This is a genomic window from Cryobacterium sp. PH31-AA6, assembly GCF_030063195.1.
Taxonomy (GTDB): Bacteria; Actinomycetota; Actinomycetes; order Actinomycetales; family Microbacteriaceae; genus Cryobacterium.
This window is the reverse complement of record NZ_JASISS010000002.1, coordinates 266,173-281,065: the sequence shown is the minus strand read 5'-3', so window position 1 is coordinate 281,065 and position 14,893 is coordinate 266,173. Positions and strand designations below refer to the sequence as shown.

Genomic DNA, 14,893 nt, shown 5'->3' with positions numbered 1-14,893 from the left:
CTCAACATGTCCGACGCACTGAGTTACCGTCCCAAGGCGGGTGAGATCCCGACCGCTCCGGGGGTGTACCGGTTCCGCGACGAAACCGGGCGCGTGCTCTACGTCGGCAAGGCCAAGAATCTCCGGGCCCGGCTGAGCAACTACTTCGCGCCGCTCCGCAGCCTGCACGAGCGCACCAGGAGGATGGTCACCACCGCCTCCTCGGTGGAGTGGACCGTCGTCGGCACCGAGGTCGAAGCGTTGCAGCTGGAATGGACCTGGATCAACGAATTCGATCCGCCCTTCAACGTGCAGTTCAAGGACGACAAGTCCTACCCCTACCTCGCCGTTACCCTCGCCGACGAATCGCCCCGAGCCCTCGTCACCCGCACCACCGGCATCCGCGGGGCTCGTTATTACGGGCCGTACCCGAAGGTCTGGGCGGTGCACGAGACCATTGAGCTGATGCTCAAGGCGTTCCCGATCCGCACCTGCAACAACGCCAACTACAAGCGGGCGATGCAATCGGGCAAACCCTGCTTCGCCGGGCAGATCGGGCGGTGCTTCGGCCCCTGCTCCGGCAAGGTGACCATCGAGGAACACCGCGTCATCGTCAACGAGTTCGTCAGTTTCCTGGGCAGCCAGGATCGAAAGCTGATCAACCGGCTCACCAGCGAGATGAAGACGGCGGCGGCCGAGCAGCAGTATGAGACGGCGGCCAAGCGGCGCGACCAGATCCGAGCCCTCGACGCGGTGCTCGAGAAGAGCGCCGTCGTGCTGCGCGACAACGTCGACCTCGACCTGTTCGCGTTCGACGAAGACGAACTCGCTGCCGCCGTGCAACTGTTCATCGTGCGCGGCGGCCGCATCCGTGGTGTGCGCGGTTGGATGGTCGACAAGGAACTCGACCTGACCACCAGTGAGCTCATCGACTCGATCATGCAGACCGCGTACGGCGGGGACACCGTGCCACCGCGCGAGATCGTGGTCCCGATTCGCCCGGACGACGCGGACGCACTCGAGGGCTGGCTCGCCGGAATCGCCGGACGCAAGGTGCGGATCGTCGCCGCCCAGCGCGGGGATAAGGCCGCCCTGCTGGCGACGGCGACCCAGAACGCGAAGCACGCCCTGATGCTCTACAAGACGCGGCGCAGTTCGGACTTCGTGGCCCGCTCCAAGGCGCTGGAGGACATTCAGGAGGCGCTCGGGATGCGCTCCGCCCCGCTTCGGATGGAGTGCTACGACGTGTCGCACCTGAGCGGCACGAACATTGTCGCCTCGATGGTTGTCTTCGAGGACGGCCTGCCGCGAACCGACGAGTACCGCCGGTTCGGGATCCCGGAGTCCACGGATGACACCGACTCGATTTACCGCACGCTCACCCGCCGCCTCGCCTACCTGGTTCCGGAGGAGGAGCCGGAGCAGCCGGACGGTGACGAAGCCCCGGCCAGGAGGCGCAAGTTCCGATACCAGCCCAACCTGCTCATCGTCGACGGCGGGCAACCACAGGTCAGTGCCGCCGCACGGGCACTCCGGGAATCGGGGGTCACCGGGATAGCCCTCTGCGGCATCGCCAAGCGACTGGAGGAGATCTGGCTGCCGGACTCCGACTACCCGGTGATCCTGCCCAGGAACAGCGACGCCCTGTTCCTGATTCAGCGAATCAGGGACGAGGCACACCGCTTCGCGATCACCCATCAACGGGCCAGGCGCAAGCGTGACATCTCCACCGTGCTCGGCGAGATTCCGGGCCTCGGACCGGCCAGGGTCAAGGTTCTCCTGCAACATTTCGGGTCGGTCGCGCGACTGAAAGAGGCAACCGCCGAGTCGATCGCGGAGGTGCGGGGGATCGGTCCCGGCCTCGCCGGCACGATCCATCAGCACTTGCGCGCCTGAAGTCGCCGCCCGGTCGGTAGGCTGGACACGCGAATACCACAACGACCGAAGGCGCAATTCGAATATGACAACGCAGAACGACAAGCAGGAGATGCTTATCGTGACGGGGATGTCCGGAGCGGGACGCTCGACCGTGGCCAACGCCCTGGAGGACCTCGGCTGGTACGTCGTCGACAACCTGCCGCCCCAGATGCTGCGGCCGCTGGTGGAACTGGTCAGCCGGGCCGGCACCAGCCTGCCCAAGATAGCCGCGGTCGTGGATATCCGCGGCCGGGACTTCTTCACCGACTTTCAGGAGATCGTTCAGGGGCTTCGCAAGAGCGCCCAGGTCCGGGTCATTTTCCTCGAGGCCAGGGACGACGCGCTCGTGCGTCGATTCGAATCGGTGCGCCGGCCGCATCCGCTCCAGGGCGACGGCACGATCCTCGACGGGATCTCGGCCGAGCGAAACAAACTGAGCGCCGTTCGGGAATCATGCGACCTCGTGATCGATACCTCCGATCTCAACATTCACCAACTTGCCACGACGATCACCGACCGTTTCGCGGCCGCGGACACCGCCGGGGTCAATGTCACCCTGATGAGCTTCGGGTTCAAGTACGGCCTGCCCACGGATGTCGACATGGTCGCCGACGTCCGGTTCCTGCCCAACCCGTTCTGGATCCCCGAACTGCGTGCCCACACCGGAAAGGACGCCGAGGTCAGGGACTTCGTACTCGCGCAGACCGGCGCCATCACCTTCCTGGACAGCTACGCGGCGGCCCTTGAGCCTGTTCTCGCCGGCTATCAACGGGAGAACAAACGCCACGTCACGATTGCCGTCGGCTGCACGGGCGGCAAACACCGATCGGTTGCCATGGCCGCCGAAATCGCGCACCGGATCAAGGACTTTCCCGGGGTAGCGATCAGTCTCAAGAACCGCGACCTCGGCCGAGAATAACCACGGCGGCCGGCGCCTGGAAGCAGCCGTCGGCCAGCCCGCACACTACCCGGCCGGGACAAGGCCGGGACTACAGAATGGACAAGCGATTGGCACTCACCGCCGACGTTAAAGACGAACTCGCTCGCGTAGAGGTCTCGAAGACCACGGTTCGAGCCGCGGAACTGGCCACCATCCTCCGGTTTTCCGGCGGCCTGCACATGATTTCCAGCCGAATTGCGATCGAATCCGAATTGGACACCGCGCTACTGGCCCGACGGGTTCGCAAGGACCTGGCCGAGTTGTATGGAGTGCGCAGCGACGTCTCCGTGATCGCTGCCTCCGGTCTGCGCCGCACCAGCCACTTTCTTGTGCGGGTCCTGGACGGGGGAGAGACCCTGGCCAGGCAGACCGGGCTCCTCGACGCCAGGCGGCGCCCAATCCGGGGGCTGCCGAACCGGCTGACCACGGGGTCGAAGGAAGAGATCGCCGCCGTGTGGCGGGGAGCGTTCCTGGCTCACGGTTCACTGACCGACCCGGGCCGCTCCGCCGCGCTCGAGATCACCTGCCCCGGCAATGAAGCGGCCATGGCGCTGGTCGGCGCGGCCGGCCGGCTCGGCGTCGTCGCCAAGGCCCGGGAAGTACGCGGCGTCCATCGCGTCGTCATCCGCGACGGCGACGCGATCGGCGCCATGCTCGTGCACATGGGCGCCCAGGACACCGTGCTGAACTGGGAGGCGCTGCGCCAACGGCGCGAGGTCCGTGCCACGGCCAACCGGCTCGTCAACTTCGATGATGCCAACCTTCGCCGCTCGGCGCAGGCAGCCGTCGCCGCCTGCGCCAGGGTTCAGCGCGCCATGGAGATCCTCGGCACCGACATTCCCGAGCATCTGCGCTACGCGGGCGAGCTGCGCCTGTCGTTCCGGGATTCAAGCCTCGACGAGCTCGGCCACCACGCTGACCCGCCGATGACCAAGGATGCGGTCGCCGGCCGGATCCGACGACTACTGGCGATGGCGGACAAGAAGGCCGCCGACCTGGGAATTCCCGGGACGGATGCCGATCTTCCCGCCGACCTCGACGAAGCCTGATCCCGCCGCTCGTCACGCGGCAAGCGCGACCTGAGTAGACTGGATAGGTCGCTCACAAACTGGTGGCGGAGCATTTCGCGCCGACAACTACAGAGGAGATACACAATGGCTGAATACACACTCCCGGCCCTGGCCTATGACTACTCCGCGCTCGCGCCGAGCATCAGCGGCACGATCATGGAACTCCACCACAGCAAGCACCACCAGGCCTACGTGACCGGGGCCAACACCGCCCTCGCACAGCTGGCCGAGGCCCGTGACTCCGGAACGTTGACCTACGTCAACAAGCTTGAGAAGGACCTCGCGTTCAACCTGGGCGGTCACGTCAACCACTCGATCTTCTGGACCAACCTTTCCCCGGACGGCGGCGACAAGCCCACCGGCGACCTGGCCAGCGCCATCGACGACAACTTCGGCTCATTCGACAAGTTCCAGGCCCACTTCGCGGCCACCGCGCTGGGCGTGCAGGGTTCGGGCTGGGCTGTCCTGGCCTGGGATTCGATCGGCCAGCGCCTGATCATCCAGCAGTTCTTCGACCAGCAGGCGAACTTCGCCGCAGGCACCATTCCCGTGCTGATGCTCGATGTCTGGGAGCACGCCTACTACCTCGACTACCGCAACGTGCGTGCCGACTATGTGAAGGCCTTCTGGAACATCGTCAACTGGGCGAACGTCCAGGAGCGCTTCACCATCGCACGCGAAAAGACCACCGGGTTGCTCCTGCTCTCATAGCAGGATCGGCCCCCGCACCGGGGGCCGGCATCCCGTCCAGTTCACCCACAAGAAACGCGCTTCGGCGCACAAGATTAGGAGACATTCGTGTCTGTAAAGATTGGTATTAACGGATTTGGTCGCATTGGCCGCAATTATCTTCGCGCAGCCCTTGCCCAGGGCAGCGACATTGAGATCGTCGCCGTGAACGACCTCACCGACACAAAGACGCTGGCACACCTTCTTAAATATGACTCCATCACCGGGCGCCTTGCCGCCACGGTCTCGGTCGAGGGTGACTCGATCCTCGTCAACGGCAAGCCGATTAAGGTCCTCGCCGAGCGCGACCCCGCGAACCTCCCCTGGGGTGCCCTGGGTGTAGACATCGTCATTGAGTCCACCGGACGTTTCACCAAGGCCGACGACGCGCGCAAGCACATCACCGCCGGTGCCAAGAAGGTCATCGTTTCCGCTCCCGCCACCGGTGAGGTCGCCACGATCGTCATGGGCGTCAACGAGCAGGACTACGACCCGGCCAAGTTCGACATCATCTCCAACGCGTCGTGCACCACGAACTGCCTCGCGCCGCTCGCCAAGGTGTTCAACGACAACTTCGGCATCAAGTCCGGCCTGATGACCACGATCCACGCGTACACGGCCGACCAGAACCTGCAGGACGGCCCGCACTCTGACCTGCGTCGCGCCCGCGCCGCAGCCGTCAACATCATCCCGACCTCGACCGGTGCCGCCAAGGCTCTCGGAATCGTTCTCCCGGAACTCAAGGGCAAGCTCGATGGCTTCGCGCTTCGCGTGCCGGTTCCCACCGGTTCCATCACCGACCTCACCGTCATCGCCGAGCGCCCGGTTACCGTCGAAGAGATCAAGGCCGCCTACAAGGCTGCAGCCGATGGTCCCCTCAAGGGCATCCTGATGTACACCGAAGACGAGATCGTCTCCAGCGACATCGTCACCGACCCGCACTCCTCCATCTTCGATGCCGGCCTGCTGCGCGTCATCGGCGACCAGGTCAAGCTGTCGTCCTGGTACGACAACGAGTGGGGCTACTCCAACCGCATGGTTGACCTCACCGAACTCGTCGCCAAGAGCCTCTAACCGAGGCCCACGGTGACACTTCGAACAATCGAATCACTGGGGCAGCTGAACGGCAAGCGCGTCATCGTCCGTTGCGATCTGAATGTTCCGTTGAAAGACGGAGAGATCACGGACGATGGCCGCGTTCGCGCGTCGCTGCCCACCATCAAGGCGCTGCTCGTTCAGGGCGCCAGAGTCGTCATCGTCTCGCACCTCGGTCGGCCCAAGGGTGCGCCCGAAGACAGGTACAGCCTGGCTCCGGTCGCCGCACGCCTGGCCGAACTGCTGGGCAGTGACGTCGCGTTCGCAACCGACACCGTCGGCGAGTCCGCGACGGCTGCCGTTGCGGCCCTGGCCGACGGCGGCGTCGTCGTGCTGGAAAACCTCCGGTTCAACCCGGGGGAGACCAGCAAGGTCGACGAGGAACGCGTGGCCTTCGCCAACGAACTCGCCGCCCTGGGCGATGTCCTCGTCTCGGACGGCTTCGGTGTCGTCCACCGCAAGCAGGCCAGCGTGTACGACCTGGCAGCGATCCTGCCAAGCGCGGCCGGCCTGCTGATCGCCGCTGAGCTCGATGTCCTCGATCGCCTCACCGAAAAGCCGGAGGCGCCGTACACGGTCGTCCTCGGCGGCTCAAAGGTGTCGGACAAGCTCGGCGTCATCGGTCACCTGCTGCCGCGAGTCAACTCGCTGTTGATCGGCGGAGGAATGACGTACACGTTCCTCGCCGCCCAGGGCCACAAGGTGGGCGCCAGCCTGCTCGAGGCCGACCAGATCGACACCGTGCGCGGCTACCTCGTCGAAGCAGAGCGCCTCGGCGTCAAGATCGTGCTGCCGACGGATGTCGTCGTGGCATCGAAGTTCGGGGCGGACGCGGACCTCGCGATCACCCCGGCTGACGCCATCGAAGACACCCCGTTCGGCGCCTCCGGTCTCGGCCTGGACATCGGCCCTGAGTCGGCAGCGGCGTTCGCGGAAGTCATCCGGTCTTCCAAGACGGTCTTCTGGAACGGCCCGATGGGCGTGTTCGAGCTGGCTCCGTTCGCGGAAGGCACCCGGACGGTTGCCGGCGCACTGACCGAGGTCGACGGCCTGAGCGTTGTCGGTGGTGGCGACTCTGCCGCCGCCGTGCGCATCCTTGGTTTCACAGATGACCAGTTCGGTCACATTTCAACCGGCGGTGGCGCCAGCCTCGAGTTCCTCGAGGGCAAGCGCCTGCCAGGACTGGAGGTCCTCGGATGGTAGCAAACGACAACGCACGGCGGACACCGCTGATCGCGGGCAACTGGAAGATGAACCTGGACCACCTCCAGGCCATCGCATTCGTCCAGAAGCTGGCGTGGAACCTCAAGGACGCGAAGCATGACTTCTCGTCCGTCGAGGTTGCCGTCTTCCCGCCCTTCACCGATCTCCGCTCCGTGCAGACGCTCGTCTCGGCCGACAAGCTCCCGCTCGCCTATGGCGCGCAGGACGTTTCGGCGCAGGACTCGGGCGCGTACACCGGAGAGATCTCGGGTGCGTTCCTGTCCCAGCTGGAATGCCAGTACGTGCTGATCGGACACTCCGAGCGGCGCACGCTGCACGGGGAGGACGACGAGCAGGTCGCGGCGAAGGTCAAGGCCGCGATCAAGCACAACCTCGTTCCGATCATCTGCGTCGGCGAAACCGCCGCAGACCTGGAACTGCACGGCCCCAGCGCCGTGCCGGTCGCACAGCTGAAGACGGCCCTGTCCGGCGTCTCCAACGCTGCGGACATCGTTGTGGCGTACGAGCCCGTCTGGGCGATCGGATCCGGCCAGGCTGCCACCCCGGAGCAGGCCGAGCAGGTTGCGGCACAGCTGCGCAACGTGCTCAAGGAGACCCTCGGGGAAGATGTGGCCGCCAAGACCCGCATCCTCTACGGCGGTTCCGTGAAGGGCGTCAACATCGCCGGCTTCATGCGCGAACCCAATGTTGATGGTGCCCTCGTCGGTGGAGCAAGTCTCGACATCGACGAGTTCTCCAGCATCGTGCGGTTCCAGAAGCACGTTGGCCTGTAACTCAGCCAGCATCAACTCAGCCAGCATCGTTTGAGGCAGCCCGTCGTCCCCCCGAATCAGGGGGACGACGGGCTGTGACGTGAGTCAGGCTATGATTATCACTGATCTTGGTGGGGCAAGTGCCCCACCGCACTGTGAAAGGTTTCGCGTGGGAATTCTCCAGGTAGTGCTGCAGGTGTTGCTCGGCATTACGAGCCTCCTGCTCACCATGCTCATTTTGCTGCACAAGGGGCGTGGCGGCGGTCTGTCCGACATGTTCGGCGGCGGTGTGACTTCGAACCTCGGCGCCTCAGGGTTGGCCGAACGAAATCTCAACCGCATCACCGTCATTCTGGGACTGCTCTGGATCTCGTGCATCGTCGTCCTCGGCCTGATCACAAAGTTCAACGCGGGAATCTGACCCCCCTCGCCGGGTCGGCGGCAGTATGCGGATCCACGAGGCGGCAGCACAAAACGGCATGACCGTTCAATTCAACATTGGCTGACGTGGCCAAACAGCTTCAACGCCCCTTTCTAGCGGAGGAACAAAATGGCATCTGGTGGCAGCGCAATTCGTGGCTCCCGTGTAGGAGCTGGCCCGATGGGCGAGCAGGACCGCGGTTTCCACGCGGACCGGATCAAGGTGTCCTACTGGGACGCGCTCGGCAATGAGACCGTCCGCTATTTCGCGGCGAACCTGCCCGACGATGAGATCCCGGAGACCATCGACTGCCCGTCCTCCGGCCTCCCCGCCGGACGTGACAAAGAGAACCCGCCGTCGGTGGTCAAGCTCGAGCCGTACAAGACGCACCTCGCCTACGTGAAGGAGCGCCGGACCGAGGAAGAAGCGGAGTCTCTGCTTGAGGAGGCCCTGCAGCAGCTGCGGGTGCGCCGCGGAAAGCTTTCCGCGACCAACTAGGGCTGCCGCCTGGCCAGCGCCGCAGCCGAGCCGACACCGCGGACGGCTTCGGCCCGGTTTCGCTAAAGCGGACAGACAAGAGCGGGCCCCGATCCAATCGGGGCCCGCTCTTGTCTGCACCCGAGCGTCGTCGGGGTGTTGATTAGAACGTGGACGCGGTCAGGTTCTCCGGAACCTCAGCGGCGGCTTCCCGATCGACGAAGAAATTCGTGTACCGACGGCCCTTGATGCCGGCGACGGGCACCTCGTCGCGGCTCGCGCCGGCCAGGGCCAGGCCCAGGGCCGAGGCCTTGTCCGGCCCCGCGAGGACCATCCAGACGCACCGGGAAGAATTGATCGCCGGGCGGCTCAGGCTGAGTCGCTCCGCCGGAGCCTTGGGGGAGTCCCGCACGGCGAGAACGCTGGCACCCGATTCACGGATGCCGGGCTGGTGCGGGAACAGTGAGGCGACATGACCGTCGGGTCCGACGCCGAGGAAGGTGATGTCGAACCGCGGCAGGTTGGTGCCCTCGATCGACGCGGCCTCGAGTTGCGCAGCGTAGTCGGCAGCGGCGCTGTCCAGGTCTGTGCCTTCGTCCGAGGCCGCGAACGGGTGGATGTTCCCTTCGGGGACGGCGATGTGGGAGAGAAGCGCCGCGCGCGCCTGGAGTTCATTTCGCTCCGGGTCGTTCTTGGGCAGCCACCGTTCGTCACCCCACCAGAACGTGACCAGGTCCCAGTCAATGGTGTCTCTGGCCGCGGAGGCGTTGATGGCTTCAAGCACCTCGTTGGCGACGGTGCCGCCCGCGAGGACAACATTGATGTCGCCCTGCTCGTGCAGGATGTCCACGGTCGTTGTGATGAATCGAGCCGCCACGGACGCCGCCAGGGCTGCCCGGTCGGGGTGTACGAGTACGCGTCGTTCGTTAGTCACGGTCGTCCTTCGGTTTGATCTGCGACCACATCGTCAAGGTGCGGGAGGCCGCGCGTGATGACCTCACCATACAACTCATCCGGGTCAAGGCGGCGCAGCTCGTCACTCAGGCAGTCGCGCAGGCTCCGCCTCTTCAGGGTGAGATCCTGGACGGGCTGACCCGGCTGGGTGAGCCTGGCGATGCCGGGAACCTCGCGTTCGAGCGAGATGACCCCGGCGGCTCTGGTGAGGTGCACGGCACGGATGCCGCTCGACATGGGCCCGGTGGTGAACTCGTAACTGACCGGAACCTGCAACTGCAATTGGAGCCAGGCGGCCAGGAGAGCCGTCGACGGGGAGTCTGCGGCACCGGACACCTCGACGGCCGTCACGGGCAGGTACGGGGGTTGGTCGAGGACCGCAGCGAGCTGGGCGCGCCAGAGAGTCAGCCGGGTCCAGGCGAAGTCCGTGTCGCCGGGGCGGTACGAGGTGCAGAGATGATGCAGCGCGGCCTGGGGGTCGGGCTGCGCGGACGCATCCGTGATGCGGCGGTAGGCGATGCGGCCCAGGGGAGATTCTGCGGGCACCGGAGGGGCCACGTCGGGCCACCAGGCCACGACGGGCGCGTCCGGGAGCAGGAGGCCCGTGACCAGGCTCTCCGGGTCGCTGGCGGCCTCTCCGTAGGCGCGGAGCACGATGACCTCGCTCGCTCCGGCATCGCCGCCGACCCGGATCTCCGCGTCGATCCTCGGCGTCGTAGCCAGACCCGCGGCGTCGAGTGCCTGGGTGGACAGGACGATGACGCGCATCGGGTGTTCGCGAGACGCATCGTTCGCGGCTTCGATGGCCTCTTCCTCGTGCCCCATCGTCGCCGCGATGATCAGCGTGAGGACCCGGCCGAGAGCGACCGCACCGCCTTCCTCGCGAATCCGGACCAGGGCCTTGGAAATCTTGGAGGTGGTGGTATCGGGAAGATCGACGATCATGGGCGTCTCCAGTGTCGGCCGTCGCGAGACAGCAGGTCATCGGCTGATGAGGGACCCCAGGTGCCCGGACGGTACTGCTCCGGTTGTCCCTGTTCGGCCCAGAACTCCTCGATCGGATCGAGGATCTTCCAGGACAGTTCCACCTCTTCATGGCGGGGGAAGAGCGGCGGGTCGCCGAGAAGCACGTCCAGGATGAGGCGCTCGTAGGCCTCGGGACTCGCCTCGGTGAACGCGTGGCCGTAGCCGAAGTCCATGGTGACGTCGCGTACCTGCATGCCGACACCGGGCACCTTTGAGCCGAAGCGGATCGTGACGCCCTCGTCGGGCTGCACCCGGATCACGAGAGCGTTCTCGCCGAGGGCAGCGGTGTTGCCCTTGGCGAACAGATGCTGGGGCGCACGTTTGAACACGACTGCGATCTCGGTGACGCGACGTCCGAGGCGTTTGCCGGCCCGGAGGTAGAACGGAACCCCTGACCAGCGACGGGTGTCGATCGTGAGGCGGAGTGCCGCGTACGTCTCCGTGACGGACTCGGCGTCCATGCCGTCCTCCTCGAGGAAGCCGAGGACCTTTTCCCCGCCCTGCCAGCCGCCGGCGTACTGGCCCCTTGCGGTTCCGGTGGCGAGGTCGTCGGGAAGGCGAATCGACGCCAACACCTTTTCCTTCTCGGTGCGGAGGTCGGCCGCGTCGAAGGAGATGGGCTCCTCCATCGCGGTCAGGGCCAGAAGCTGGAGAAGGTGGTTCTGGATGACGTCCCTGGCCGCACCGATTCCGTCGTAGTACCCGGCCCGGCCGCCGACGCCGATGTCCTCAGCCATGGTGATCTGAACGTGATCGACGTAGTTGGCGTTCCAGATGGGTTCGTAGAGCTGGTTCGCGAAGCGCAGGGCCAGGATGTTCTGGACCGTCTCCTTGCCGAGGTAGTGGTCGATCCGGAACACGGAATCCGGAGGGAAGACCGATTCCACGACGTTGTTCAGCTCACGCGCGGTCTGCAGGTCACTGCCGAACGGCTTCTCGATGACGACGCGTCGCCACTGCCCGTCCTTCTGTTCCGCCAGACCCGACCGTCGCAGTTGTTCGGTGACCTGCGGGAACGCCTTCGGCGGGATGGACAGGTAGAACGCATGGTTGCCCATGGTTCCGCGTTCCTTGTCGAGGAGGGCGATCGTCTCCTTGAGGCGTTCGAACGCCTTGTCGTCGTCGAAGGTCCCTGAGACGAAGCGGATGCCCTCGGCCAACTGCGCCCAGACATCCTCATGGAACTCCGTGCGGGCGAACTCCTTGACGGAGTCGTGCACGACCTGCATGAAGTCCTCGTCGTCCCAGTCACGCCGGGCGAAGCCGACGAGCGCGAATCCGGGCGGCAGCAGGCCGCGATTCGCGAGGTCGTAGACGGCCGGCATGAGTTTTTTCCGGGAAAGGTCACCGGTCACGCCGAAAATGACGAGGCTGCTCGGCCCCGCGATTCGATTCAGGCGGTAGTCGGAGGGTGATCGCAGGGGATTGAACTCCGGGGTGATTTCCACCGGGGACATGCAGCTCCTTCAGAGTGTGGACGACAGCGTGGCCGCGGACGGCCGGGGTGGGGCCGGCCCGGATGGGGCCGGCCCGCGAGTGGCTAGCGCAGGGCCGCGAAGAGGGTCGCGACGTTCGCGCCCGGATCGGTCAGCGTCAGCGTGAGCACCGGGCGACCGTGGTCGGCCAGAACGCTCGCATCGCCGCTGGCCTGGGCCTGGATGAGCTCGCCGAAGGTGAAGGGACGATCCGGGATATCCAGGTCGACGGGGGGAGTCGCCAGGATCTGCAGGAAGACGCCCGATGCCGGACCGCCCTTGTGGAGCTGGCCGGTCGAGTGCAGGAACCGAGGTCCCCAACCGAATGTCACCGGTCGCTTGGACAGCGCCGCAAGCAGGTCGCGGATCTCCGCGAGCTGCGGCAGGGCGAGTCGGTTGACGTAGGCCTGCACGGAGACGTAGCCGTCCGGGCCGAGTTCCTCGAGGAGCGCGTCGATGGCCGAAGCCAGGTCGCTGGCCGCCCCGATGACATGGGCGGTTCCCCTGACCTCGATGCCGCCGGAGATGAACGCCGCAGGCACCGGCTCGGGGCGCGCGTCGAGCAGACCCCGGGTGGCGATCTTGGCGGCCTCCACATCGGGCTGGTCGAACGGGTTGATGCCGAGCAGCCGACCCGCGATCACGGTGGCGTATTCCCAGACCAGGAACTGCGCGCCGAGGGTTCCGCTGACGCGGATCTCGTCGGCACCGTCGTTGTCCGAGAAAACGTCGAGGCCGGCGTCGGCGACGAGGCGTACGACCTGAACGTCCGGAAGGTTCTCCGACAGCTCGGGGGCGTCGAGGCCGAGAACGACCGGGAGAATGCCGGTGCCCTGCTTGCCGGTGGACTCGGCGATGAGCTGCTCGGCCCAGTCGGCGAAACCAACGATGTGGGTACCGTCGGACAGGATCGCGAGCTTGTCCCTGCGGGGGCTGGTCGCGGCGATCGCAGCGCCGAGGATGAGTCCCGGGTTCTCGGGGCTGTCGACGGCCAGGGCGACGGAGATCGCCTCTGCTTCGTCGAGCAACCCGGCGATGTCGACACCGGCGAGGCCGGACGGCACCAGGCCGAAGGCGGTGAGCACGGAGAAACGACCGCCGACCGTGGGGTCTGCGTTGAAGACGCGGTAGCCGGCGGCGCGTGCGTCGGCGTCGAGCGGGGAACCCGGGTCGGTGACGACGATGATCCGCTCGGCTGGGTCGATACCGGCCTCACGGAACGCCCGTTCGAAGACGCGACGCTGGCTGTCGGTTTCCGCGGTGGAGCCCGACTTCGACGAGACGACCAGTGCCGTGGAGGTGAGGTGGACGCCCAACGCGGCGAGGACCTGGCCGGGGTCGGTCGAGTCGAGCACGGTCAGCGGAACGCCGGCGGTGCGGGTGATGACCTCCGGCGCGAGCGAGGAGCCGCCCATGCCGGCGAGAGCGATTCGGTCCACTCCGGCGGCCCGCAACTCGTCGCGCAGCGCCAGGATCTCGGGGACGAGCGGCCGGGAGTCGGAGACCGACTCGGTCCAGCCCAGGCGTTTGCCTGCCTCGTCCTCGGCCTCCGGTCCCCAGAGGGCCGGGTCGAGCGCGGTGATGCCGGATGCGACCAGATCGGTCACGAGGGTGGGTACCGTGCTGCGCACGGCGTCAGCGGCGGCGCCGCTGACCGAGATGCGGAAGCTCACAGTGCTGACCCGGTGGTCGCTTTCGCGGCGGCAAGCGCAACGGAGACGGTCTCGAGGAGTTCATTCCAGGACACGATGAACTTGGCGACGCCCTCGGCCTCGAGGACCTGGGTGACATCGACGTAGGAGACTCCCTCGTTGGCAAGGGCGTCGAGCACCGCGTTTGCCTCGTCGTAGGCGCCGGTGACCGAGTCCGCGGGGACGACGCCGTGGTCGAGTGTCGCCTCGAGCGTCTTCTCGGGCATCGTGTTGACGACCTCGGGGGCGACCAGGTTGGTCACGTAGAGGGTGTCGGGCAGGGTCGGGTCCTTGACGCCGGTCGACGCCCAGAGCGGGCGCTGCTTGTTGGCGCCCGCCGCGATCAGGCCGAGGGCACGCTCGCTGGAGAACGCCTGCTGGAAGACCTCATAGGCCAGCTGTGCGTTGGCGACGCCGGCCTTGCTCTTCAGGGCGATGGCGGCTTCGGTGCCGATGGCTTCGAGGCGTTGGTTGATCTCGGTGTCGACCCGGGACACGAAGAACGAGGCCACGGAGTGGATTGTCGACAGGTCGTGGCCGGCCGCACGGGCCTTCTCGAGACCGGACAGGTACGCGTTGATGACCTGGCGGTGACGCTCCAGGCTGAAGATGAGGGTGACATTGACGCTGATGCCCTGGGCGATGGTCGCGGTGATCGCGTCGAGACCCTCGATGGTCGCGGGGATCTTGATCATGGCGTTCGGCCGGTCCACCTTTGCCCACAGTTCCTGGGCCTGGGCGAACGTGCCATCCGCGTCGTGCGCCAGCCCGGGCTCGACCTCGATCGAGACTCGGCCGTCGACTCCGCCGGTGCGGTCGTAGACGGGGCGGAAGATGTCGCTGGCGGCGCGCACGTCGTCGGTGGTGATCTCGAAGACGGCGTCCTGCACCGTGGCGCCGGAAGCGGCGAGTGCCGCCACCTGGTCCGCGTATGCCTCGCCCTTGCTCAGGGCGCCGGCGAAGATGGTCGGGTTGGTGGTCACGCCCACGACGTTCTTCGTGTCGATCAGGTTGGCCAGGCCGCCGGAAACGATGCGTTCGCGGGACAGGTCATCGAGCCAAATGCTGACGCCGGCTGCGGACAGCTCGGCGAGGGGAGTGTTCTCGGTCATATTTATCTCCTTGTGAAGCGGGTAATTCAGG

The 14,893-nt window shown here is 66.2% G+C and carries 14 protein-coding genes; 9 read left to right on the top strand and 5 right to left on the bottom strand.

Features of this window, described 5'->3' with window-relative positions; translation table 11 throughout:
- Window positions 1-6: 6 nt before the first annotated feature.
- The 9 genes from uvrC (at window position 7) to QMG61_RS03160 (ending at window position 8,625) form a co-directional block, all read left to right on the top strand.
- The gene (gene uvrC, locus QMG61_RS03200) at window positions 7-1,875 is read left to right on the top strand and encodes an excinuclease ABC subunit UvrC (RefSeq protein WP_283492880.1); all 1,869 of its coding nucleotides are present in this window, start codon (window positions 7-9) and stop codon (window positions 1,873-1,875) included.
- A gap of 64 nt (window positions 1,876-1,939) precedes the next feature.
- Window positions 1,940-2,815 carry an RNase adapter RapZ gene (gene rapZ, locus QMG61_RS03195; protein WP_283492879.1) on the top strand — a complete coding sequence of 292 codons (876 nt, stop codon included), beginning with the start codon at window positions 1,940-1,942 and terminating at the stop codon, window positions 2,813-2,815.
- An 89-nt stretch (window positions 2,816-2,904) separates the two neighbouring features.
- A complete protein-coding gene (gene whiA, locus QMG61_RS03190) occupies window positions 2,905-3,885 on the top strand; it encodes a DNA-binding protein WhiA (protein ID WP_283492937.1) in 981 nt (326 codons plus the stop codon).
- A gap of 105 nt (window positions 3,886-3,990) precedes the next feature.
- Window positions 3,991-4,617 (top strand): superoxide dismutase, encoded by a 627-nt coding sequence (locus QMG61_RS03185; protein ID WP_283492878.1) that lies wholly within the window; start codon window positions 3,991-3,993, stop codon window positions 4,615-4,617.
- Between the two features lie 87 nt (window positions 4,618-4,704).
- Window positions 4,705-5,709 carry a type I glyceraldehyde-3-phosphate dehydrogenase gene (gene gap / locus QMG61_RS03180; protein ID WP_283492877.1) on the top strand — a complete coding sequence of 335 codons (1,005 nt, stop codon included), beginning with the start codon at window positions 4,705-4,707 and terminating at the stop codon, window positions 5,707-5,709.
- Window positions 5,710-5,721: 12 nt separating this feature from the next.
- Window positions 5,722-6,933: a phosphoglycerate kinase gene (locus QMG61_RS03175; protein WP_283492876.1), complete on the top strand. Its 1,212-nt coding sequence runs from the start codon at window positions 5,722-5,724 to the stop codon at window positions 6,931-6,933.
- The gene (gene tpiA, locus QMG61_RS03170) at window positions 6,927-7,727 is read left to right on the top strand and encodes a triose-phosphate isomerase (protein ID WP_283492875.1); all 801 of its coding nucleotides are present in this window, start codon (window positions 6,927-6,929) and stop codon (window positions 7,725-7,727) included. Before QMG61_RS03175 ends, tpiA begins: the two co-directional genes overlap by 7 nt.
- Window positions 7,728-7,875: 148 nt before the next feature.
- Entirely contained in the window at window positions 7,876-8,127 is a 252-nt protein-coding gene (gene secG / locus QMG61_RS03165) for a preprotein translocase subunit SecG (protein ID WP_283492874.1), read from the top strand.
- 129 nt (window positions 8,128-8,256) lie between these two features.
- Window positions 8,257-8,625 carry an RNA polymerase-binding protein RbpA gene (locus QMG61_RS03160; RefSeq protein ID WP_283492873.1) on the top strand — a complete coding sequence of 123 codons (369 nt, stop codon included), beginning with the start codon at window positions 8,257-8,259 and terminating at the stop codon, window positions 8,623-8,625.
- 142 nt (window positions 8,626-8,767) lie between these two features.
- Here the strand turns inward: QMG61_RS03160 and pgl are convergent, their stop codons facing one another.
- The 5 genes from pgl to tal form a co-directional block, all read right to left on the bottom strand.
- Window positions 8,768-9,538, bottom strand: coding sequence for a 6-phosphogluconolactonase (pgl, locus tag QMG61_RS03155; protein WP_283492872.1), 771 nt, complete (start codon window positions 9,536-9,538; stop codon window positions 8,768-8,770).
- Window positions 9,535-10,503 carry a glucose-6-phosphate dehydrogenase assembly protein OpcA gene (locus QMG61_RS03150; RefSeq protein ID WP_283492871.1) on the bottom strand — a complete coding sequence of 323 codons (969 nt, stop codon included), beginning with the start codon at window positions 10,501-10,503 and terminating at the stop codon, window positions 9,535-9,537. The genes pgl and QMG61_RS03150 overlap by 4 nt, the downstream gene beginning before the upstream one ends.
- Entirely contained in the window at window positions 10,500-12,041 is a 1,542-nt protein-coding gene (gene zwf / locus QMG61_RS03145) for a glucose-6-phosphate dehydrogenase (RefSeq protein WP_283492870.1), read from the bottom strand. The genes QMG61_RS03150 and zwf overlap by 4 nt, the downstream gene beginning before the upstream one ends.
- Window positions 12,042-12,124: 83 nt before the next feature.
- On the bottom strand, window positions 12,125-13,732 hold the full coding sequence (locus QMG61_RS03140; RefSeq protein ID WP_283492869.1) for a glucose-6-phosphate isomerase: 1,608 nt from the start codon (window positions 13,730-13,732) through the stop codon (window positions 12,125-12,127).
- The gene (gene tal / locus QMG61_RS03135) at window positions 13,729-14,862 is read right to left on the bottom strand and encodes a transaldolase (RefSeq protein ID WP_283492868.1); all 1,134 of its coding nucleotides are present in this window, start codon (window positions 14,860-14,862) and stop codon (window positions 13,729-13,731) included. The genes QMG61_RS03140 and tal overlap by 4 nt, the downstream gene beginning before the upstream one ends.
- Between the last annotated feature and the right edge of the window lie 31 nt (window positions 14,863-14,893).